Origin of the sequence: Pseudobutyrivibrio xylanivorans DSM 14809 (genome assembly GCF_900141825.1) — a bacterium.
GTDB lineage: Bacteria > Bacillota > Clostridia > Lachnospirales > Lachnospiraceae > Pseudobutyrivibrio > Pseudobutyrivibrio xylanivorans.
This window is the reverse complement of the sequence record NZ_FQYQ01000003.1, coordinates 45730-67134: the sequence shown is the minus strand read 5'-3', so window position 1 is coordinate 67134 and position 21405 is coordinate 45730. Positions and strand designations below refer to the sequence as shown.

21 protein-coding genes are annotated in these 21405 nt (G+C 39.1%); 17 read left to right on the top strand and 4 right to left on the bottom strand.

Translation table 11 applies throughout. The annotated features are described in order from the left end of the window. The first annotated feature begins 34 nt into the window (after window positions 1-34). From BUA88_RS03460 to BUA88_RS03420, 9 genes are read left to right on the top strand one after another with little or no spacing between them, the layout of a single operon-like run. On the top strand, window positions 35-1375 hold the full coding sequence (locus tag BUA88_RS03460; RefSeq protein WP_072912780.1) for a cobyrinate a,c-diamide synthase: 1341 nt from the start codon (window positions 35-37) through the stop codon (window positions 1373-1375). Continuing rightward, window positions 1362-2441, top strand: coding sequence for a nicotinate-nucleotide--dimethylbenzimidazole phosphoribosyltransferase (locus BUA88_RS03455; RefSeq protein ID WP_072912777.1), 1080 nt, complete (start codon window positions 1362-1364; stop codon window positions 2439-2441). Before BUA88_RS03460 ends, BUA88_RS03455 begins: the two co-directional genes overlap by 14 nt. Next, entirely contained in the window at window positions 2438-2956 is a 519-nt protein-coding gene (locus BUA88_RS03450) for a bifunctional adenosylcobinamide kinase/adenosylcobinamide-phosphate guanylyltransferase (protein ID WP_072912773.1), read from the top strand. Before BUA88_RS03455 ends, BUA88_RS03450 begins: the two co-directional genes overlap by 4 nt. Further along, window positions 2953-3729, top strand: a complete 777-nt coding sequence (locus BUA88_RS03445; protein WP_072912770.1) for an adenosylcobinamide-GDP ribazoletransferase — start codon at window positions 2953-2955, stop codon at window positions 3727-3729. Before BUA88_RS03450 ends, BUA88_RS03445 begins: the two co-directional genes overlap by 4 nt. Before the next feature lie 20 nt (window positions 3730-3749). Further along, the gene (locus BUA88_RS03440; RefSeq protein WP_072912767.1) at window positions 3750-4082 is read left to right on the top strand and encodes a bifunctional adenosylcobinamide kinase/adenosylcobinamide-phosphate guanylyltransferase; all 333 of its coding nucleotides are present in this window, start codon (window positions 3750-3752) and stop codon (window positions 4080-4082) included. Beyond that, window positions 4083-4658, top strand: coding sequence for a histidine phosphatase family protein (locus tag BUA88_RS03435; protein WP_072912764.1), 576 nt, complete (start codon window positions 4083-4085; stop codon window positions 4656-4658). Continuing rightward, window positions 4600-5610 (top strand): adenosylcobinamide-phosphate synthase CbiB, encoded by a 1011-nt coding sequence (gene cbiB, locus BUA88_RS03430; RefSeq protein WP_072912761.1) that lies wholly within the window; start codon window positions 4600-4602, stop codon window positions 5608-5610. Before BUA88_RS03435 ends, cbiB begins: the two co-directional genes overlap by 59 nt. Next, window positions 5559-6602 (top strand): pyridoxal phosphate-dependent aminotransferase, encoded by a 1044-nt coding sequence (locus tag BUA88_RS03425; RefSeq protein WP_072912757.1) that lies wholly within the window; start codon window positions 5559-5561, stop codon window positions 6600-6602. Before cbiB ends, BUA88_RS03425 begins: the two co-directional genes overlap by 52 nt. Window positions 6603-6651: 49 nt before the next feature. Next, complete coding sequence (locus BUA88_RS03420) at window positions 6652-7611, top strand: Gfo/Idh/MocA family protein (protein ID WP_072912754.1); 960 nt, start codon at window positions 6652-6654, stop codon at window positions 7609-7611. Here BUA88_RS03420 and BUA88_RS03415 read toward each other — a convergent pair. Continuing rightward, on the bottom strand, window positions 7608-8507 hold the full coding sequence (locus BUA88_RS03415) for a tRNA modification radical SAM protein MnmL/YtqA (protein ID WP_072912751.1): 900 nt from the start codon (window positions 8505-8507) through the stop codon (window positions 7608-7610). The genes BUA88_RS03420 and BUA88_RS03415 overlap by 4 nt on opposite strands. A gap of 156 nt (window positions 8508-8663) precedes the next feature. On the opposite strand from BUA88_RS03415, the gene BUA88_RS03410 reads away from it, so the two are divergent. Then, the gene (locus BUA88_RS03410) at window positions 8664-9086 is read left to right on the top strand and encodes a hypothetical protein (protein WP_072912748.1); all 423 of its coding nucleotides are present in this window, start codon (window positions 8664-8666) and stop codon (window positions 9084-9086) included. Here BUA88_RS03410 and BUA88_RS03405 read toward each other — a convergent pair. Together BUA88_RS03405 and BUA88_RS03400 are read right to left on the bottom strand one after the other, a co-directional pair. Next, window positions 9078-10499, bottom strand: a complete 1422-nt coding sequence (locus BUA88_RS03405; RefSeq protein ID WP_072912745.1) for an Mbeg1-like protein — start codon at window positions 10497-10499, stop codon at window positions 9078-9080. The genes BUA88_RS03410 and BUA88_RS03405 overlap by 9 nt on opposite strands. 17 nt (window positions 10500-10516) lie before the next feature. Next, the gene (locus BUA88_RS03400) at window positions 10517-11173 is read right to left on the bottom strand and encodes a hypothetical protein (protein ID WP_072912741.1); all 657 of its coding nucleotides are present in this window, start codon (window positions 11171-11173) and stop codon (window positions 10517-10519) included. A 183-nt stretch (window positions 11174-11356) separates the two neighbouring features. Here BUA88_RS03400 and BUA88_RS03395 point away from each other — a divergent pair, with 183 nt between their 5' ends. The 7 genes from BUA88_RS03395 to gltA all read left to right on the top strand — a co-directional run bounded on the left by BUA88_RS03395 (window position 11357) and on the right by gltA (window position 20516). Continuing rightward, the gene (locus BUA88_RS03395; RefSeq protein ID WP_072912738.1) at window positions 11357-12439 is read left to right on the top strand and encodes an acyltransferase family protein; all 1083 of its coding nucleotides are present in this window, start codon (window positions 11357-11359) and stop codon (window positions 12437-12439) included. 296 nt (window positions 12440-12735) lie between these two features. Continuing rightward, a complete protein-coding gene (locus BUA88_RS03390) occupies window positions 12736-14859 on the top strand; it encodes a PTS sugar transporter subunit IIABC (protein WP_072912735.1) in 2124 nt (707 codons plus the stop codon). 16 nt (window positions 14860-14875) lie between these two features. Beyond that, window positions 14876-15709 (top strand): PRD domain-containing protein, encoded by an 834-nt coding sequence (locus BUA88_RS03385; RefSeq protein WP_072912732.1) that lies wholly within the window; start codon window positions 14876-14878, stop codon window positions 15707-15709. Between the two features lie 220 nt (window positions 15710-15929). Next, entirely contained in the window at window positions 15930-17066 is a 1137-nt protein-coding gene (locus BUA88_RS03380) for a CobW family GTP-binding protein (RefSeq protein WP_072912729.1), read from the top strand. A gap of 9 nt (window positions 17067-17075) precedes the next feature. Further along, window positions 17076-18032 carry a TIGR03943 family putative permease subunit gene (locus tag BUA88_RS03375; RefSeq protein WP_072912726.1) on the top strand — a complete coding sequence of 319 codons (957 nt, stop codon included), beginning with the start codon at window positions 17076-17078 and terminating at the stop codon, window positions 18030-18032. Window positions 18033-18237: 205 nt separating this feature from the next. Further along, window positions 18238-19128, top strand: coding sequence for a sulfide/dihydroorotate dehydrogenase-like FAD/NAD-binding protein (locus tag BUA88_RS03370; protein ID WP_072912723.1), 891 nt, complete (start codon window positions 18238-18240; stop codon window positions 19126-19128). Next, the gene (gene gltA / locus BUA88_RS03365; RefSeq protein ID WP_072912720.1) at window positions 19128-20516 is read left to right on the top strand and encodes an NADPH-dependent glutamate synthase; all 1389 of its coding nucleotides are present in this window, start codon (window positions 19128-19130) and stop codon (window positions 20514-20516) included. Before BUA88_RS03370 ends, gltA begins: the two co-directional genes overlap by 1 nt. 602 nt (window positions 20517-21118) lie before the next feature. On the opposite strand, the gene BUA88_RS16590 is transcribed toward gltA, so the two are convergent. Then, the gene (locus BUA88_RS16590; protein ID WP_278335515.1) at window positions 21119-21250 is read right to left on the bottom strand and encodes a hypothetical protein; all 132 of its coding nucleotides are present in this window, start codon (window positions 21248-21250) and stop codon (window positions 21119-21121) included. Window positions 21251-21405 lie beyond the last annotated feature (155 nt).

Here is a 21405-nt window from a genome sequence, read left to right as displayed (position 1 = left end):
TAGGATTGAGAGTGTAACTAGCGAGAGAATAATTATGGAGTATCCAAGAGTTATGATAGCTGCACCTAGAAGTGGCAGCGGAAAAACTACAATTACATGCGGAATATTGCGAGCAATGATAAATTCAGGGCTTAGTTTGTGTAGCTATAAATGCGGTCCAGACTATATTGACCCTATGTTTCACAGAACAGTTCTTGGAATCCCATCAGGAAATCTTGATACATTCTTCACTGATGACAGCACTACAAGGTCGCTTTTTGTACAATCATATTCAGGTGACATGGCAGTAATTGAGGGAGTAATGGGTCTCTATGATGGAATTGGGGGTGTTGAGACACAGGGCTCCAGTTATGATTTAGCCAGAGCCCTTTCAGTGCCTATTGTTCTTGTGGTTGATGCTAAAGGTGCAGGTCGTTCTATCATCGCTCAGCTTAAAGGCTTTTTGGATTATGATGAATATCATCTCATTAAGGCTGTAATACTAAATAGGACCAGTGTAGCCTTTGGAAATACTCTCGGGGTGATAATAGAAAAGGAGCTTGGTATCAAATATCTTGGAACCATACCTGAGATTAAAGATCAGCAGCTTTCAAGCAGATATTTAGGACTTGTAATGCCAGAAGAAGTACCGGAGATTAATAAAAAGATAGATGATTTGGCAGAGGTTATTACAGAGAACCTTAATCTTGAAGAGTTAAAAAAATTAGCATCCGAGGCAGCAGAATTAGATATAATTAAGGAAGATAGTTCTAGCAAATTCGTAAATGTGGGTGTGGTGCTTGCAGTGGCAAGAGACGAAGCATTTTGTTTTTACTACAAAGAAAATTTGGAAATGTTAAAGGAAGCAGGTGTAAAGCTAGTAGAGTTTTCGCCTATCAAAGATGCTCAGCTTCCTGATGGGGTAGATGGAATCCTCTTAGGAGGAGGTTATCCTGAAAACTATATGAAGGAGCTTTCTTCCAATAAAAGTATGAAGGCATCAATCAAAAATGCAATCGATTCCGGTATGCCAATTCTTGCAGAGTGTGGTGGCTTTATGTATCTTTCAGATTCTATTAAGAATTCAGATAATCAGATATATGATATGGTTGGTGCAATAAAAGCAAGAGTCGAGTGGAAAGGTAAGCTTGTCCGTTTTGGTTATGTAACAGTTGATATGGGTGAGCTTCAGATAAAAGGCCATGAATTCCATTATTATGATACAGATAATAATGGAGATTGCTGTGTTGCTACAAAGCCTTTCGGAGGAAAAAGCTGGAATTGTATTCATAGTAAAAATGGAGGTTATATAGGTTTTCCACATCTTTACTATCCATCCAATCCAGAATTTATAAATAATTTTGTGGAGGTTATGAAAAATTATGGGGGACATTAGATATTTATTTGACGACGTACTCGAAAACAAGCTTAAAGTAGAGCCTGTTGATAAGGAAGCCTTAAAGGAGATGCAAAATGAATGGGATAAGGTAGCAAAACCGATTGGAAGTTTTGGTACCTTTGAGGCAGTATATTCAAAGATTGCAGCAATACAGGGATTCAAAGCACCTGATTTATCCCATATGAAACTGATTGTGTGCTGTGGTGATCATGGCATAGTAGAAGAGGGAGTTAGCCAAACAAGCCAGGATGTTACAAGAATCTGTGCTACAAATATTGGCAAGGGTGTTACTACTGCTGGTGTTATGGCTAAATATCTGGGTATAGATGTCTTGTCTGTGGATGTGGGAATAAATTATTCTGAAGAAGTTCCTTATACCCTTAACCGAAGAGTTAAGTATGGCACCTGCAATTTCCTTAAGCAACCAGCCATGTCTGTGGAAGAGTTTTCACGTGCCGTTCAGGTGGGAATGGATTTGGTTAAGGATAGTCAGGATGAAGGCAAAAATATTATTCTTATTGGCGAAATGGGAATAGGAAATACTACATCAGCCTCAGTTATGGCTGGGTACTTACTTGATTTAAATGCAGAGGCAGTCACTGGCAGAGGTGCTGGTCTTGATGATGAGGGCTTCAGCAGAAAACGTGCAGTAGTATCTATGGCACTTTCAAAATACAGTGGATTAGACCCAGTTGAAATCTGTAGTAATTTTGGTGGACTTGAGCTTGCGGCAATGACTGGAATTGTTATTGGAGGTGCGTTATATAAGGTGCCAATTATTCTTGATGGAATGCTCAGTATGGTTTCTGCACTTGTGGCGGACAGATTACTTGATAATTCTAAGGATTATATCATTCCATCTCATATCAGTAAGGAGCCTGTAGCAAGAAAAATCGCAGGCAAGCTCAATATTGAGCCTGTTATTGATGGAAAGATGGCAGTAGGCGAAGGTGCAGGGGCTGTTATGATGGCACATATGCTTCGTCTTACTGATGAGGTTTTTCATAACGCACTTAAGTTTCAGGATTCAGAGGTTGAACAATACGAGAGATTTAATAAATGATTACATTGATCTATGGTGGCAGCAGCAGTGGAAAATCTGCTTATGCAGAGGATTATGTTTGCCAGTCCAATTGTAAAAATCGATATTATCTTGCCACAATGCAGGCACAGGATGACGAGTCACTGGAGCGTATTGAACGGCATAGAAGCCTTAGGGCAGGCAAGGAGTTTATTACCCTTGAGCAGCCTTATGATATTGCAAATACGATAAAAACCAGTGAGGACTGCATAATTCTCTTGGAGTGTATGTCCAATCTGGTAGCCAACGAGATGTTCAGAGATGGCAAAGTTAATTCCGAGTCATATACGGTTGATAAAATTATTAAAGATATAAAGACGCTTGATGAAAAGGTTTCCCAGCTGGTAATTGTTTCAAACGACGTTTTTGAGGATGGCCTTGAATATGACGATTATACAAAAGAATATCTCAGAGCGTTAGGAAAGATTAACGCTGAAATCGCCAGAATGGCTGACAAATCAGTGGAAGTTGTTGTAGGAATAGGAGTAGAAAGATGAAATTACTTAAATCAATAGTGGTTGCTTTTTCCATGTATTCAAGAATTCCAATGCCTAGATTTAATTGGGATAGTGAAGATATGGAATATCACTTGATATTCTTTCCATTTATTGGGGCTATAATTGGATTTTTAGTGTATTGGTGGAGACAGTTTACAGTAATGTTTTATATTGGGGATATAGTGTTTTCTGCCATTGCAATTGTAATTCCTATTGTTATTACAGGTGGATTTCATATTGATGGCTATATGGATACAAGTGATGCGTTGGCTTCATGGGGAGACAAAGAAAAAAGACATGAGATATTAAAGGATTCTCATATTGGTGCGTTTGCGGTAATAAGACTTGTTGCCCTTGGCTTAATTCTTTTTTCTGCTTTATTCCTAATGGATGACAATGCTGTTATGGCATGGTGCTTTTCATTTGTGGCGGCTAGATGTGTCAGTGGGATTTGTGTTGTTTCCTCAAAGAAAGCAAAAAATGATGGAATACTTAGCACTTCAGCTAAAAATGCTAAAGATAAGGTGGTAATTATATTCCTGGCAATTGAGTTTATTTTATGCGCGCTCACAGCTGGATATTTGTTACAGTGGTATTGGACAGTTTCTTTGGCTGCGCTTGTCATTGCACTGATTAGGTATATCTATGTAGCATATTCTAAATTTGGTGGGATTACAGGTGATTTGGCAGGCTGGTTTGTGTGTAGTGCAGAGACTTTGATGGCAGTGGCAGTCGCAGTTTTATCTGTGATGGGTAATGCATTGATTTTCTAGATTAAATTAGAGGTAGATTTATGATTTTAATTGTTGGTGGAAGTTATCAGGGCAAGACTGAATTTGCAAGAAATGAGTTCCCTGAGGCCAAGTATTTTAATCAACTTCATCTTTTTGTAAAAAAGCGTATTTCAGAGGGGAAGAACAATAGCGAAATCCTTGCGGAAATAAGAGAGGTTGTTAATGATGGAGAATGGGTAATTATTTCGGATGAGATAGGAAATGGAATCGTTCCTTTAGATGAGAATGACAGGACCTGGAGAGAGATTTGTGGTCGTATCATGATTGAACTTGCCAAAGATGCAACAGAGGTTTACCGTGTGGTTTGCGGAATTGGACAAAGGATAAAATAAATGGATAGAACAATTACTTTTATTCGTCATGGAAAAACAGCTGGAAATCTTACCAACTGTTATATTGGAATCACTGATGAAGGGCTTACCTTAGAAGGTGAGAAGGAAATTATGGAAAGGAATTATCCTGAGGCAGATATTGTTTTTTCAAGTCCTTTGATTCGTTGTATAAAAACTGCCAAGATTATTTATCCAGCCCTTGAGCCTATTATCATTGATGAGCTTAAAGAGACGAATTTTGGTGATTTTGAGGGGAAGAATTATAAAGAGCTATCATCAAATCCAGATTATCAGTTATGGATAGACAGTGGTGGAGATTTACAATTTCCTGGTGGAGAGAGTAAACAGGAGGCCACTGCCAGAGCTTTAATAGGATTTGATAAGCTATTGGAGATTAGTAAGGATTATTATAATATTTCCGTGATTGCCCATGGAGGAACTATCATGGGGATTCTAAGTCATATCTTTGGGGGAGAATACTATTCATATCATGTAGAGAACTGCGAGGGATATTCAATTGATTTATCACATGACGGCATTTTTAGCGGGCTTTATCCTAGATCTTTTCGTAGGTGATCCTATAGGGTTTCCACATCCTGTTCGCTGGATCGGTAATCTTATAAGCTATCTTACTGAGTTCTTTTTGAATAAAGCTGAGAGGATACTGGAACCAGAAAAGACTAATAAACTTAAGAGAAGATATGGACTGATAATGGTAATTATCGTAATTACGATTTCAGCCGGGATATGTTTTGCTATTCTTCACGTAGCTTACACTTTGAATTCAATATTGGGAGTTATAATCGAAACCGTAATTACGTACCAGTGTATTGCTACAAAAAGTCTTTATGTTGAGAGTATGAAGGTATATAAGGCACTTAAAAGTCAGGGTTTGGATGTTGGTCGTAAGGCAGTTTCCATGATAGTAGGCAGAGACACTGCATGTCTTGATGAAAAGGGAGTTATTAAAGCGGCAGTGGAGACTGTTGCCGAGAACACTTCAGATGGAATAATAGCTCCGCTTATTTATCTTGCCATAGGTGGCCCGGTTTTAGGAATTGCTTACAAAGCCATTAACACTATGGATTCCATGGTGGGCTATAAAAATGAAAAGTATATGGATTTTGGAAGGGCTGCAGCAAAGCTTGATGATGTGGTGAATTTTATTCCAGCAAGAGTTAGTGCTGTGTTGATGATTATAGGTTGTCTGTTTTTAGGCAGAGATTATAGCATGACTGGTGCTTTTAGAATTTTTAAGCGAGACAGATTTAATCACGCTAGTCCTAATTCGGCACAGACTGAAAGTGTTTGCGCTGGTGCACTTGGAATTCAGCTGGCAGGCCCAGCCAGTTATTTTGGAAAGATAGTAGATAAAAAATATATTGGCGAACCAATCCGTTCTGTAGAACTGGATGACATAAAAAGGGCTAACATTTTGATGTTGGCTACAGCCATAATATGTGAGGTTTTATTAATATGCACGGTGGTGATATTTACAGGAATAGCATACGGACTGATTTCTCAGTAAACATAAATCCTTTGGGAATGCCCTCTGAGGTTCAGTGGGTTTTGACGGAGGCAGTTTTACACGCTAATAAGTATCCAGATATTTATCACGAGAGACTTGTGGAGGAAACTGCAAATCTATTTAATGCTCCAAATGAAAATATAGTATATGGAAATGGCGCATCAGAGATAATAATGGCAATTTGCCATAGTATTTCACCTAAAAAGGTATTGCTGCTTGCTCCATGTTTCTCAGGTTATGAGACTTGTGTGAAAGGTGCATGCCAGGATTGCAGTATTTCATATCACACGTTGTCAGAGGATAATGACTTTGAAATTCATCATGATATTTTGGAGCATATTCAAGTTGAAAAAGCAGATTTGATGTTTCTGACCAATCCTAATAATCCAAATGGAAGACTTATATCAAAGTCACTTTTAGATGAAATAGTCATATCCTGTGAAAAGGCTGGAACAGTACTTGTTGTGGATGAGTGTTTTCTTGCTCTTACAGGAAAGGATATGGAGAATTCTCTTGCTTATGATATTACAAAACACAAATCATTGATTGTGCTTAGGGCATATACCAAGACATTTGCAATACCGGGCGTGAGAATTGGTTACTGCATTTGCGCTGATAAATTAATGGCATCATCCTTGAAGAATCATCTTCCTGAATGGAATCTTTCAATATTTGCGCAAATGGCAGGAGCCGAATGTCTGAAACATAAGGAATATTTACTGGACTCAGCCAAGCTGATCGAAAAGGAGAGAAGTTACCTGACTCAGGGACTTGCTAACCTAGGTGCAAAAGTATTTTCCAGCGATGCAAATTATATCCTGTTCAGATGCGCAGACTCAGAGCTGGATAAAAAAGTATTGAAGCATAGTATTTTAATTAGGGAGTGCTCAGATTATAATGGGTTGGAAAAAGGGTTCTATAGAGTAGCAGTCAAATCTCATGAAGATAACGAAAAGCTGCTGTCAGCCCTAGAGGACTTACTTAATGATTAATGAACAAAAGGTTAAACAGATATTTGCATAAATTAAGGAGAATAAACTTATGAAACTTGGTATAGCAGGAAATGGTGTAATTGTTCAGGAAGTTTTGTCATTTGTAGATGAGATAGGATTTGATGAAATATACATCAGCGGAAGAAAACAGAGCGAAGACAAGCTTAATGAATTAGCAAAAAAGTATCATCTTAATGGTGTTTATACAGATTATGATGCTCTTTTGAAATCAGATATTGATGTAGTTTACGTAGGTGTTTTAAACGATATGCACGTTGATTATTCAAAGCGTGCAATTGAAGCAGGTAAACATGTAATCTGTGAAAAGCCTATATCTATTACTTTAGAAGAGCTTAAGCAGCTTGATGAACTGGCAAAGAAAAATAATGTCATGCTTTTTGAAGCTATGAGCATTTATCATCTGCCTGCTTACAAGCAGCTACAGAAGGATGTAGAACTTGTGGGTGATATTAAGCTTTGTAATTTCAATTACAGCCAGATGTCTCGAAGATATAAAGCATTCCATGAGGGAACATCTACTCCAGCAGTATTCGACGCTTCACATGCGGGTGGAGCACTTAGAGATTTAAATGTTTATAATCTTTCTGCAATGGTTGGCTTGTTTGGAATGCCAAAGGCAGCCAGCTATAGTCCAAACATGGAAAAAGGTGTTGATACAAGTGGTGTTTTAATTGCTGATTATGGCAACTTTAAATGTATTTGCGCAGCCACCAAGGATTGTAATGCTCCAGGACCTTCTACTATACAGGGTGTTGACGCCACAATATGTATCTATCCACATGTAAATGGTATGACAGAATATGATGTATTATTTAATGATATGAATACAGATACAAAAGAGGTGGATCTATCTGATGGAAGTCATAGATTGTATTTTGAATTTGTAGAGTATAAGAGAATCATTGAAGAAAATGATACTAGCGCACAGCAGCAGCTGATGGAATACAGCAAAGCCGTGGCTGGTATCATAGATATGGTTCAAAATTAAAGCTCAGAAATATATTTACGCATAGTGTTCATTACAAGCTTCTTATTGCCACTCCAAAGTGGGGCGATAAGGAGCTTTTTTGGTCCATCTCCAGTGAGGCGATGGATAACTGTTTCCTTTGGAAGAAGTTTAAGACATTTTCCAACAAGAACACAATATTCGTCTAATTCGTATATTCGAAACGGTTTGGCTTCGTACATGTCAGCAAGCTTTGTGCCTTTTAGAACATGAAGAAGCTGTAGCTTGATTCCAAATAAAGTTGGATTCAAGTCAGACAGATATTTTACAGTTTCAAGTATATCTTCATCAGATTCACCAGGAAGCCCTAGAATTACATGAACTACCACTTTAAGACCAGCATCAGTCAATCTTCGATAAGCATCTTCAAATACAGAAAGCTCGTAGCCTCGGTTTATGAGTGAGGCGGTATCTTCATGAATTGTCTGTAGTCCAAGTTCAACCCATACTTCTTTAGTATGATTTAATTCCGCAAGAAAACTAATCATCTCATCAGAAAGACAGTCCGGTCTTGTGCCAATAGAAAGTCCTACAATCTCAGGGTATTCTAACACTTTGGAATACAAATCCATTAATCTTTTCTGATCACCATAAGTATTGGTGAAAGACTGAAAGTATGCAATGTACTTTCTCTCATTTGCAGGTATCTTCGCAGAAATTTTTGTATCTACACGAGCCCTGGCTTCTTTGATTTGAACCTCTAAATCAGCATATTCAGCTGCAAAATCTCCAGAACCACCTTCTGAACAGAAGATACATCCACCAATGCTGATGCTTCCATCCCTGTTAGGACAGGTGCAACCGCTGGTGAGGGAAAGCTTATATACCTTTGTGCCGTATTTTGCTTTTAAATAATCAGAAAGGCTTAAATAATTCATGACACAATTTTATAGCCTTGCAATAACTTCTTCAAGCATTAAAAAGAAATACAAAAAAAGTGATTGACAAGGCAAATGAAATGTTATAGAATTGTCAAGGTTTTGGAAACTGATTTAATATTGTAACGTTTTTGATTGTATTGAGGAAGAGGAATTATGATTACAGTTCGTACTAGAAGAAAGATTGGAATGACGCAGCAGCAGCTTGGTGGTACTAAGGAAGAAGCATTCATAATCAGCTTAGGACAGAATTTTATTGATTTTGTAGATAAGTATTCTGAAGATGGTCAGTGTGAAGATTCATTATTATATGAAAAGATGTCAGAGTACGTTAAGAATAAAGATTATGAAAATATTAAAAAGCTGTTTTCTACCATTCAGGTTTTTGGTACATACGATAAGGTAACTCAGTTTACTACAAAATATAAGACTGTTAAGTCAGCAGTCGGTAATGCATATAATGGCACAATGTTAGAGGGCGGAGCAGACGAGAAGACTGAGCTTGATAGAATTGTAGCCCATACATGTGGAATGTGTTCGCCAAAGGGTGATGAGTTCTTAGCTAAACTTTTAGCGTAGCCACAAGATAAATATACAGGTGACAGTGATTACTATTGCACCAAATACTAAAAATGACAGGGTTCTCCTTGAAATCATAAACTGAGAATTGATGATTATGGTTGCATCCTCAGCCTTTAAATCATCACCGTTGTATTTCAAAGGATTGATTCTACGCATTTTTCTGGATACAGATACAAGTAAATCAAATAATTCCATATGTTTTCTCAGGAATTGAATTAGATTGTCTGAGGTATGTCTCATCTTTAATATAGAGATGACTGCCTCAGGCTTTTTTCCTATTAGCTCCATTAACAGGTCATAATTAGTCACAAAGTCTATAGCGCCAAGCATATTGGTACTAAAACCATTCTGTTGCAATATTTCTCTTATAGAATCCACCATTTTAGGTTTTTCAACTTTATATCGCAAAGTGTAGGCTATAAGTTTTGCTGCACTATCTGAGTTTGTACTGTCTGAAAAAGAATAAACAAGCTTATCGGTATCACCACTAGAGGCATTAACAATAACGCTGCCAAGCATATTGGCAACTTTTTCCTTGGTTGACATACGTATAGATCTGATAAAGCTGTTAAGCATTTTATCCAGTGCTGACATTTTCTTATCCTGACCTGGTGCTTCATGAATAGTCATTTCACCAATATCATCATAGAATGCAATTGCATTTGGGCAATGATTTTCAGCAAAGCCAAGACGACCGTAATTGGTGCCTAAGTAGAACTGCTTCTTACCCACATCGTTTAGTAGGATATTTACAAAATCGCTTTCAGCACTAATATTCAAAATTTTACTTTGATTTTTAACTATAAGAGGAGAATATTTACGAATGAATTCGTCAGAAAAACCCTGCCCATCAAAAGAAAAGCAGTTATCAACTCTGTCATCCATAATTGTGATAAATTTTGCTTTATTGCCACCTTTTGAATGACCAGTTACTGTGATGGTATCATATCCATCCAAATCAAGAGATTTGAACCAGTTTAGAGCATTATCCTGAAATGCTGTTGGAACCTGATAAAGTCCAGAAACATTGTCTATCCATTCCGCGTCACTTTGTGTTCCCTTAAAAGCAACGATGGCTTCATTTGCTGATGGGTCGAAGAGAAGAGCACTGCGTCCACCGCCAGCACCCTCACTCTCATAGTGGACCTGCATTATGATGATGTTCTTAAGGTGTTCCAGAGGCCGGATTGCCCACATAAGTTGCTTATATTCAGCACCAGTTACTCCTGTGCTATATTCCTTGTCGTTTTCTATTTTTGTGGCATAGTGAAGTACACCATCCACAAAATCACCAATAGTTCTGGACTCCTGACTTATAGATAGGAAAGTTCCTCTTGGACCTCCAAGATTTTCACAGTAGAGCAAGCAGTTGATTAATACGATTTCTTCTATAGATAAGCAACTGTTCATATGAATACCTCTTTAAATCACAACAAAATACTATCTGAAAAAACTCTGTCTCGAGCTGGGTCTCCATCTGCACTGGAAAGTATTACCAAATATACTTCGCCACTTATATTATTGGATTGGAGACAGGTTTTAATCTTTTCCATGATTGCGCGATAATCTTTGTCAGTAAGTTTGGAATCATCAAGGAATATTTTAAAATCATTTCCTGCATCTATTTCTCCAGTTAGAACCTTCTCAGGAGATAATTCTTCTCCATATTCCTCTCCAAGATATTCCCAAAAAGAAACTTCTATATTAATAACAGGGAGAGTAGCTTTATTTAGTAATTCTTCCAAATAGTTTTTTATAGGGGCACGAATTAGCTGACCAAAGAAGGCATCTTTTATAGTGAAATAATCACCCGACTCCTCGGACATTGCAATGAAAGCGGATTCCCTGTCAATTTCAGCAGATTTGAAATACCACTCAGAGTAGGTTCTTGTTGTACCTGACTTTGGTTCACAGCCGGTTATTTCAAAGGAAAAGCTGGGATATTTTTCTGTAAGGTAGTTTTCAACTGCCCTCATTTCATTTAGAAGGGCAGTATCACTTTCTCTAAGATTTCCACTTTCTATTTCTTCTGTGTTAAAGGAAATACCGTTTAATACTTTTTTCTCGGAAGCAGTTAATTCCATATAAGTTACCTCCATCCCATCACTACGAAAGCAATGCCATTCTACCACGTAAATATGAAAACAGTGTTAAATTACACATAAAGTTATAATTGAATTGTCACATAATAAATACTGTGATAAGATTCTCAACTGTTGAAATTATTAAGAATTTTTTGATGTTGATATTACCAGATGGAGGAGCAAGTGAATCGCGATATTGTTAATAAGGGACGACAAAAAGAATTAGACTGGGCTAAAGCCTTTACCATTCTTGTTATGGTTACTATTCATTGCTATGAGCAGATTAGTATAGTTGATACAGAGGTTGTTCCAACTGGGATTTTTAGAAATGTTCTAGAGTTTCTTGGAGGTCCTTTAGGCGCTCCCTTATTTATGTTCTGCATGGGTGTAGGAATAATGTATTCTCATAATAGCACACCTGCAGACATGGGAAAAAGAGGTGTTAAATTACTTAGAAATGGATATTTGCTTAGTTTTGTAAAGGGAACTATTCCTACTGTTATTGCAATCTATTTAGGTTATGCAGTGCCCTGGACTGTTGCAGATTCATTGTTTTTAGTGAGTATTCTTCAATTTGCAGGAATGGCATTCTTTGCAATAGCTCTTATGAAGAAATTCAATTTATCTCTTCCTGTTATGATGGGAATATCTTTGGTACTTTCCATTATTGGAGGGGAACTTGCAAATATTGATTTGACTGACAGTTGGACACAGTATCTTTGGGGATTGTTTTTTAATACTAATGATGTAACGACGTTCCCTTTATTTAGATGGCTGTATTATCCTATTTTTGGTATGATATTTGCTTATTTCTTGCAACGAACAGAAGATAAGAGCAGATTTTACCGTCGTATTTTTCCGGTAGCTCTATTCTGTACGATAGCATTTTCTATTATATATGTAGCACTTGGGTATGATATAAGAAGCATGTACATGCTTTCTGGACGAGTTATTTATAAGCAGTCTTTATTACATTATGTGTTTGCGACATTTGTGATTCTTACAGCAATGCCATTGCATTATGTTTTATCAGAAAAGGTTAAGCTAAAATCGTTTAGTGGAGCAGTAGCATATCTTGGAAAGAACTTAGATGTAATTTATCTTGTTCAGTGGGTGATTATTGTATATTTACAGTCATTTTTGAATATATTTGGCTATATTAGAATCACAGTACCATATATCATTCCTGTTGGTATGCTTGTACTTATATCTAGTATTGGAGCAATTGAGTTAGGTCGCCTTATTAAAAGGAAAAAAACGGCCTAATTCCCGGTAATTAATAGACATTAAAATATTTATGTGAACGTACGAGAAAAAAGATACTTAAACGTTTACGAAAATTACGAAAAAGTATTGACACAGGGACACATCCATGATAATTTATCATGCGTAGTGTGTAACTTGTAACCAATCAAGGCACGAACTATACATAATAACTTTTTGTATTTATGTGGGTTCGTGTCTTTTTTTATGCCCATTTACCCATCACCCGGCATAGGAGAAGACAAATACTTTCCCATATAGGTGCGCAAAAATTTTTCATGTATAGGAGATTAAAAAAAATGAAAGACAAAATTTTCGCAGTATTGCAGCGAGTTGGACGTTCATTCATGCTTCCAATCGCAATCCTTCCAGTAGCAGGTTTGCTTCTCGGAATTGGTGGTTCATTCACAAACGCAACTATGCTTGAGACATACCACCTCACATCAGTTTTAGGCCCAGGTACAGTAGGATATGCTATCCTTACAGTTATGAACGAGGCCGGTAACATTGTATTTGCGAACTTACCAATCATCTTTGCTATCGGTGTTGCAATCGGTATGGCAAAGAAGGAGAAGGAAGTAGCAGCTTTAGCAGCAGCTATCGCTTTCTTTATCATGCATGCTTCAATCGGCGCTATGATCACAATCAACGGCGGAACAGAGGCAATGCTTGATGGTGCAACAACATCAGTTTGCGGTATCACTTCATTACAGATGGGTGTATTTGGTGGTATGATCGTTGGTCTTGGTGTTGCTTCACTTCACAATCGTTTCTACAAAATCCAGCTTCCACAGGTATTATCATTCTTCGGTGGTACAAGATTCGTTCCTATCATCTCTGGTTTGGTATACACAGCAGTTGGTATTTTAATGTTCTTCGTATGGCCATTCGTACAGCAGGGCATCTACGCAGTAGGTGGTGTTGTTCTCGCTTCTGGTTATGCAGGAACATGGGTATATGGTCTTATGGAAAGACTTCTTATTCCATTTGGTCTTCACCACGTATTCTACCTTCCATTCTGGCAGACAGCTCTCGGTGGTACACTCGAGGTTAATGGTCAGATGATCGAAGGTGCACAGAACATCTTCTTTGCACAGCTTGGTGCACAGAACACAATTGATCACTTTGCAGTATCAGCTACAAGATTTATGTCTGGTAAGTTCCCATTCATGATTCTTGGTCTTCCAGGTGCAGCACTTGCTATGTACAGATGCGCACTTCCTGAGAAGAAGAAGGAAGTAGGAGGTCTTCTCCTTTCAGCAGCTCTTACATCAATGCTTACAGGTATCACAGAGCCAATCGAGTTCACATTCTTATTTGTAGCTCCAGCTCTTTACGGTATCCACTGTGTATTCGCTGGTGCATCTTACATGTTCATGCATATGCTCGGCGTTGGTGTTGGTATGACATTCTCAGGTGGTATCATCGACTTAATCCTCTTTGGTGTTCTTCCTGGAAACTCTATGACATCATGGTTATGGGTACCAGTTGTTGGTGTAGGTTACTTCGTAGTTTATTATTTCCTTTTCAGCTTCCTTATCAAGAAGTTCGATCTTAAGACTCCTGGTAGAGATGCAGACGAAGAGGTTAAGCTTTACAGACGTTCTGATTACAATGCAAAGAAGGAGTCTATGAACGACAACACTTCTGAGAAAATCTGTAACGGTCTTGGTGGTAAGGCAAACATCTCTGATGTTGACTGCTGTGCAACAAGACTTCGTGTAACAGTACACAAGTCAGAACTCGTTAACGATGCTATGCTTAAGGCTACAGGCGCTTCAGGTGTAGTTCACAAGGGTAACGGTGTTCAGGTTATTTATGGACCACACGTTACAATTATCAAGGCTAATCTTGAAGATTATCTTGAGACAGCTCCTAATGTTGAGTATAATGGAGCAAATGATGCAGTTGCTGAGGAAGCAAAGGCAGTTGAGACAGTTGAGCCAACAGGTAAGGTTGTAAAGACAGTTATTCTTGGTAGCCCACTTACGGGTGTTGCTGCTGATTTAGCAGAGACTCCAGATGATGTTTTTGCTCAGAAGATGATGGGTGATGGTGCAGTTGTTACTCCTAAGGAGGGCAAGGTTGTAGCACCAGCTGATGGAACAGTTGTATTCGTATTTGATACAAAGCACGCTATCGGATTCAAGACAGATGATGATGTAGCAATGCTTCTTCACTTTGGTATTGACACAGTTAAGCTTAAGGGTGAAGGTTTCAACGTTCACGTAACAAACGGACAGAAGGTAAAGAAGGGTGATGTACTTATGGAAGCTGACTTAGATTACATCTCTAAGAACGCTCCTTCAATTGCTACACCAGTTCTTTGCACAGAGCTTAAGGGTAATCAGAAGCTTCGTCGCATCGCAAATGGCGATGTTAACGCAGGTGATGACTTACTTGCAGTAGATTTTTACGAGTAATCATTAAGGAGAAAAAATGTACAGAGTCGAGAAGGTCCTCAATCACAATGCGCTGATAGGTATCTTGGAAAACACAACACAGGAGTATCTTATTCTCGGTAAGGGAATAGGGTTTGGAAAACATATCAGTGAGATTATTGAGACTACTGACGAGCATAAGATTTATTCTCTTAAGGAGTCTACAGAGAGAGGCGATAAAAAAGAGTTAGCAACCAGTATCGATCCTGTATATCTTGAAATTGCAAACGAGATTTTAGATGGCGCCGAGGAAGCATTTAAAACAATTGATCGTGATGTTTTGCTTCCTTTGGCAGACCATATCGAGTATGCAGTTAAAAGAAGTAAGAACAATGAGCAGCTAAAAAACCCCCTTACAGACGATATCAGAGTTCTTTTTCATTCCGAATTTAAAGTAGCAGAAGCAGCAAGGGAGATTTTGTCGAATCGTCTTGATGTCAATCTTACAGACGACGAGATTGGATATATTGCACTTCATGTGCATTCATCTATTATGGATCAGGCAGTATCTCAGGCTATGCAAATGGCCGACGCTGTGAGACAGTGCGTGAGCATGGTAGAGAAAGAAACAGGAAAGAAGATAGATACCCAGTCATTGTCATATAATAGGTTGCTCAATCATATTCGTTATATGATTGCACGTACTTTAAAGGGAGAGGTAATAAAGCTTGATATGAACGACTATATCAATGCCTCTGCCGCAAATTCATTTCAGGCAGCCACAAAGATTTGCAAGGAGCTCAGCAAGAGCTTAGGTCGTGATATCCATGATGCAGAGATTGGATATTTGGCTATGCATATCGAAAGAGTTGCATTAGACGAAATGGATTAATAATGTTGTTTTAAATCCCTAAAAACAGTTCACATTAAATAATCCCGATTTTTTTATAATCGAAACTTTATATAGCCAGCTTATTGAAAAATAAGCTGGTTTTTTGTTGAGATTTTTTCCCGATAGCAGATGGGGGAAAGTGTAGAAGTTTTAACAATTTTGTGATAATATATATGGTTGTTGTAGAGATTTAAATTTTGTCAAAAAGGAAGGAATTATCATGACAAAGATTGATATAATTTCAGGTTTCCTGGGCGCAGGAAAGACTACTTACATTAAGAAAATGCTTGAAGAAGCTTACAAAGGTGAAAAGGTTGTTCTTATTGAGAACGAGTTCGGCGAGGTTGGTATCGACGGCGGTTTCTTAAAGGATGCTGGTATCACTATATCAGAGATGAATTCTGGTTGTATCTGCTGTTCACTTGTTGGAGATTTCGATAAGAATCTTCACGAAGTACTTGAGAAGTTCAGCCCAGATCGTATTCTTATCGAGCCATCTGGTGTTGGTAAGCTTTCAGATGTTATGACATCTGTTATTAAGCTTGAGGAGACAGCTGACGTTAAGCTTTGCGGTCTTGTTACAGTTGTTAACGCACTTAAGGCTTCTAAGCAGATGAAGGCTTTTGGTGAGTTCTTCAATAATCAGATTGAATTTGCTACTACAATCGTTCTTTCACGTTCACAGACAGCTACAGAGGATCAGCTTGAGTTCTGCGTTAAGCAGATTCAGAAGCTTAATCCAAAGGCTGCTATCATTACAACTCCATGGGAAGAAATCACAGGAGAGAAGCTTCTTTCAGTTATGGAAGGACAGGATAATCTTGCAGCTGATTTAAAGCATCTTGCTGAGGAAGCTCACGAGGAACATGAGCACGAGCATCATCACCACGATCATGATGAGCATGACCACGAGCACGAGCATCACCATCACGACCATGATGAGCATGACCACGAGCATGAGCATCATCATCACGACCATGATGAGCATGACCACGAGCATGAACATCATCATCACGAGCATGGCGAGAACTGCACATGTGGTTGCCATGACCATGATCATGAGCATCATCACCATCATGCAGATGAAGTATTTAATACTTGGGGCAAGGAAACACCTCATAAGTTCGAGAAGGCTACTATCGAGAAGGCTATGAAGGCATTTGCTAATACTACAGATTACGGTACTGTTATCCGTTCAAAGGGTATGGTTGAGTCTGTAGAGGGCGGCTGGATTTATTTTGATTTCGTAGATGGAGAGTACGAGCTTAGAAGTGGCGAGCCTGATTACACAGGACGTCTTGTAGTAATCGGTGCAGACATTGACGAGCACAAGATAGAAGAGTTATTTGGTTTATAAGAGGATATTATGGCAAAAGATATACCAGTTTATGTGTTTACCGGATTTATGGATAGTGGAAAAACTACCCTTATTCAGGAAACATTGTTTGAAAATGACTTCGCACAGGGTGGCGAAGACAAAATTCTCATCCTTTCTTGTGAGGATGGAGATATTGAATATGATATTGAGAAGCTTAAGACAATAAATGCAAAAGTAGCTACTATTGATTCTGAGGATGAGTTCAATCTTGAGAATCTTACTCGTATCTCTAAGGAGTACGACCCAGATGTTATTTTCCTTGAGTATAATGGTACTTGGGGTGTAGATAAGATCTATGATGAGCCTCTTCCAGAAGGATGGGTTCCAGCGCAGAGTCTTGCTACAGTAGACGCTACTACATTTGAAAATTACCTTAATAACATGCGTACCATGATGATGGAGCAGCTTTTTAAGGCAGAAGTAGTTATCTTTAACCGCTGTACAGATGCTACACCAAAGACTAAGTTCAGAGGACAGATTAAATCTATGAATCGTCCTGCACAGATTGTATATGAGAGAGCGGATGGTTCCATTGATGATACACCAGAGGAGCTTCCATTTGATTTAGATGCAGATGTAATCGATATTACAGATGCTGATTATGCACTTTGGTTTATGGATTGTATGGAGACACCAAAGAAGTATGATGGAAAGACAGTTCACTTCAGAGGCCTCGTATATAATCCAAACGATAAGAAGCTTCGCAGAGATGTATTTGTTCCAGGTCGATTTGCTATGACATGCTGTGTTGAGGATATTCAGTTCCTTGGCATGAAGTGTAAATGGGATAACGCATCATCTCTTAGCCATAGAAGCTGGGTTGATATTACAGCTACTATTAAGGTTGAGTTTGCAAAGGAATATAAGGGTAAGGGTCCGGTTCTCTATCCTGTATCTGTAGAACCAGCTGAAAAACCAGAAGATGAACTTGTATACTTTAGTTAATATATAATTTACGCCTCTAGTCACACTCTCAAGCCTTGGTATTACTCCGCCGCGAGATTGGCTCCTTGAGTAACACCAAGAGCTGGATAGCTACTAGAGGCTTAATTTATGCCAAAAATACAATTTTGTTCACTTTAACACTTTACAATACTACAGTGAACGGATATAATACGTTAATACGTTTAAAAGGGAAGGAGTCTTGTTTATGTATCCAATCGTAAAAAAGGAAAAGCTTTCTGATAAGATTTTCCTTATGGTGGTTAAGGCACCAAGAGTTGCTGCCGGTTGTTTACCAGGTCAGTTTATTATCGTAAAGATTGATGAGGAGGGTGAGCGTATTCCTCTTACAATTTGCGACTATGATAGAGCAGAGGGAACAATTACAATTGTTTTCCAGACTGTTGGCGCTTCTACAGAGCGTATGGCACTTCTTAATGAAGGCGATGCTTTTGCCGATTTTGTAGGTCCACTTGGACAGCCATCAGAGCTTTGTCTTGAAGAAGATTTAGAAGAGACAAAAAAGAAGAGCATTGTATTCATCGCAGGTGGTGTTGGTACAGCTCCAGTATATCCACAGGTTAAGTGGCTTAAGGAGCATGGCGTAAAGACTACAGTTATCATTGGTGCACGTTCTAAGGATATCCTTTTCTATGAGGATGAGATGCGTGAAGTAGCTGATGAGCTTTATCTTGCAACAGATGATGGTAGCTACGGTTTCCATGGAAATGGTTGCCAACAGCTTCAGGCACTTGTAGATTCTGGTAAGAAATACGACCACTGCGTAGCAATTGGTCCTATGATTATGATGAAATTTGTATGTCTCCTTACAAAGGAGCTTGGCATTCCTACAGTTGTTTCTATGAACCCAATCATGGTTGATGGAACAGGTATGTGTGGAGCTTGCCGTCTTGTAGTTGGTGATGAGGTTAAGTTTGCATGCGTAGATGGACCAGAGTTTGATGGTCATCTTGTAGATTTTGATCAGGCTATGGCTAGAGCAAAACAGTACAAGACAGAAGAAGGCAGAGCACTTCTTAAGCAGCAGGAAGGCGATACACACCACGGCGGATGTGGAAATTGTGGAGGTGACGAGTAATGGGAGACGTTTTAGTTAGAGTACCTATTTCAGAGCAGGACCCAAAGGTTCGTGCTACAAACTTCGAAGAGGTTTGTCTTGGATATACAGAGGAAGAGGCAGTAGAAGAGGCAGGACGTTGCCTTAACTGTAAGAAGCCTATGTGTGTAGGCGGCTGTCCAGTTTCTATTAATATCCCTGCATTTATCGAGCAGGTTAAGGAACGCAATTTTGAGAGAGCATATGAAATCATTTCTGAGTCATCAGCTCTTCCAGCTGTTTGCGGTCGTGTTTGCCCACAGGAATCACAGTGTGAAGGTAAGTGTATCCGTGGTATCAAGGGAGAGGCAGTAGCTATCGGAAAGCTTGAACGTTTCGTTGCTGACTGGGCTCGCGAAAATGGAATCAAGCCAAAGAATACATCTACTCCAAATGGTCACAAGGTAGCAGTTATTGGTTCAGGCCCTTCAGGTCTTACAGCAGCAGGAGACTTAGCTAAGCTTGGTTATGATGTTACTGTATTTGAAGCTCTTCACGAGATGGGAGGAGTACTTGTTTATGGTATTCCTGAGTTCCGTCTTCCAAAGGACAAGGTAGTTAAGGCTGAAGTTGAGAACGTAAAGGCTCTCGGCGTTAAGTTTGAAAAGAATGTAATTATCGGTCGTTCAATCACAATCGATGAGCTTATGGAAAACGAAGGCTTCGAGGCTGTATTCATCGGATCAGGTGCTGGTCTTCCTATGTTCATGCACATCCCTGGTGAGCAGGCTAACGGAGTATTCTCAGCTAACGAGTACCTTACACGTAACAACCTTATGAAGGCTTTCAAGGAAGGATACGATACACCAATCGCTCGCGGCAAGAAGGTTGTAGTAGTTGGTGGTGGTAACGTAGCTATGGATGCTGCTCGTACAGCACTTCGTCTTGGAGCAGAGGTTCACGTAGTATACCGTCGTTCTGAGGCAGAGCTTCCTGCAAGAGCAGAAGAAGTACATCACGCTAAAGAAGAGGGCGTTATCTTTGATCTTCTCCAGAATCCTGTTGAAATCCTTGTTAATGAGGAAGGCTCAGTTCGTGGATGTAAGGTTATCAAGATGGAGCTTGGCGAGCCAGATGCTTCAGGTCGTCGTCGTCCAGTAGAGATTCCAGGTTCGGAGTACGAAATCGAGTGTGACACAGTCATCATGTCACTTGGTACATCTCCAAACCCACTTATCTCTAGTACAACAGCTGGTCTTGACACAAATAAGAAGGGTTGCCTCATTGCTACAGAGCAGGGCGCAACAACTAAGGATGCTGTATTCGCAGGTGGTGATGCCGTAACAGGCGCAGCTACCGTAATCCTCGCTATGGGCGCAGGTAAAACAGCAGCCGCAGCAATCGACGAGTACTTCAAGTCTAAGAACTAGACTAATATCAACTATATGGCGGTCTCTGGAAACTCCAGTGGCCGCTTTTTTATTGTTGGATGTCTTTTCAATTCTTTGCACTTCTATCAAGAATGTGTGCTTAACACAGACATGCAATATACTTTAGGAATTATTCTCCAAAGTTTTTGTTGAAGGTTGCTGGATATTTGGAGTGAGCTTAGTAGAACAAAAGAGATATTTGAATTGTAAGGGCAGCTGCCGCTAGGACGGCGGCAGCAGTGGTCACTTGAAACAGGACGTTGAATGTGCCACGGTGCCCTTACAACCAAATATCTCTTTTTATGTTCTACTTTGCAAACGGAATATGAAAGCAACCTCAACAAATAGCTTTGGAGAATATTTATAGATAAAAACATGTCTGTGAAAAGCACAACATTCTCTTCGAAGTGCAAAACCAGTGAAAAGACATCCAGAAAAGCTCAACCAGCAGTATTAAGAAAATCTATAATTCTGCTCAAATGCTTTAGTTGGTGGCGGGGAGGGCGGGTCCCCTGAGCCTGTGCAGGAGAGAAAAAAGAGTGTAGCTTGGGAGGATACAAAAAAAGCGGCCACCCAAATAGGTGACCGCCATATATTTGATATTAGTCTTCGTACTGGCCAAATGCATACTTGAAGAATGAAACCGGCTCCATGCCTGCGTTCTGCTGCTTTTTGCAATATTTCTCGTAATCTGAATAAATTGTGTACATCTGGAATGATACTTCTTCGAACATTCTTATTTCCTCCTAAATTCTCTTATTTTTTTAACATGGACATAATAAACCCGAGATTGTACTTTGTCAACAAAAACATTGCGAATAAATTGTGAAAAATGGACAAACCTATTTCTGTTGAGTTAGTTTCCATGGATGTGTTATTATTAGTGTAA

What these genes read in the sequence shown, in the direction of transcription:
- BUA88_RS03460 (WP_072912780.1), top strand. Translation starts at nt 35, where the DNA reads ATGGAGTATCCAAGAGTTATGATAGCTGCACCTAGAAGTGGCAGCGGA.
- BUA88_RS03455 (WP_072912777.1), top strand. Translation starts at nt 1,362, where the DNA reads ATGGGGGACATTAGATATTTATTTGACGACGTACTCGAAAACAAGCTT.
- BUA88_RS03450 (WP_072912773.1), top strand. Translation starts at nt 2,438, where the DNA reads ATGATTACATTGATCTATGGTGGCAGCAGCAGTGGAAAATCTGCTTAT.
- BUA88_RS03445 (WP_072912770.1), top strand. Translation starts at nt 2,953, where the DNA reads ATGAAATTACTTAAATCAATAGTGGTTGCTTTTTCCATGTATTCAAGA.
- BUA88_RS03440 (WP_072912767.1), top strand. Translation starts at nt 3,750, where the DNA reads ATGATTTTAATTGTTGGTGGAAGTTATCAGGGCAAGACTGAATTTGCA.
- BUA88_RS03435 (WP_072912764.1), top strand. Translation starts at nt 4,083, where the DNA reads ATGGATAGAACAATTACTTTTATTCGTCATGGAAAAACAGCTGGAAAT.
- BUA88_RS03425 (WP_072912757.1), top strand. Translation starts at nt 5,559, where the DNA reads ATGCACGGTGGTGATATTTACAGGAATAGCATACGGACTGATTTCTCA.
- BUA88_RS03420 (WP_072912754.1), top strand. Translation starts at nt 6,652, where the DNA reads ATGAAACTTGGTATAGCAGGAAATGGTGTAATTGTTCAGGAAGTTTTG.
- BUA88_RS03415 (WP_072912751.1), bottom strand. Translation starts at nt 8,507, where the DNA reads ATGAATTATTTAAGCCTTTCTGATTATTTAAAAGCAAAATACGGCACA.
- BUA88_RS03410 (WP_072912748.1), top strand. Translation starts at nt 8,664, where the DNA reads ATGATTACAGTTCGTACTAGAAGAAAGATTGGAATGACGCAGCAGCAG.
- BUA88_RS03405 (WP_072912745.1), bottom strand. Translation starts at nt 10,499, where the DNA reads ATGAACAGTTGCTTATCTATAGAAGAAATCGTATTAATCAACTGCTTG.
- BUA88_RS03400 (WP_072912741.1), bottom strand. Translation starts at nt 11,173, where the DNA reads ATGGAATTAACTGCTTCCGAGAAAAAAGTATTAAACGGTATTTCCTTT.
- BUA88_RS03390 (WP_072912735.1), top strand. Translation starts at nt 12,736, where the DNA reads ATGAAAGACAAAATTTTCGCAGTATTGCAGCGAGTTGGACGTTCATTC.
- BUA88_RS03385 (WP_072912732.1), top strand. Translation starts at nt 14,876, where the DNA reads ATGTACAGAGTCGAGAAGGTCCTCAATCACAATGCGCTGATAGGTATC.
- BUA88_RS03380 (WP_072912729.1), top strand. Translation starts at nt 15,930, where the DNA reads ATGACAAAGATTGATATAATTTCAGGTTTCCTGGGCGCAGGAAAGACT.
- BUA88_RS03375 (WP_072912726.1), top strand. Translation starts at nt 17,076, where the DNA reads ATGGCAAAAGATATACCAGTTTATGTGTTTACCGGATTTATGGATAGT.
- BUA88_RS03370 (WP_072912723.1), top strand. Translation starts at nt 18,238, where the DNA reads ATGTATCCAATCGTAAAAAAGGAAAAGCTTTCTGATAAGATTTTCCTT.
- gltA (WP_072912720.1), top strand. Translation starts at nt 19,128, where the DNA reads ATGGGAGACGTTTTAGTTAGAGTACCTATTTCAGAGCAGGACCCAAAG.
- BUA88_RS16590 (WP_278335515.1), bottom strand. Translation starts at nt 21,250, where the DNA reads ATGTTCGAAGAAGTATCATTCCAGATGTACACAATTTATTCAGATTAC.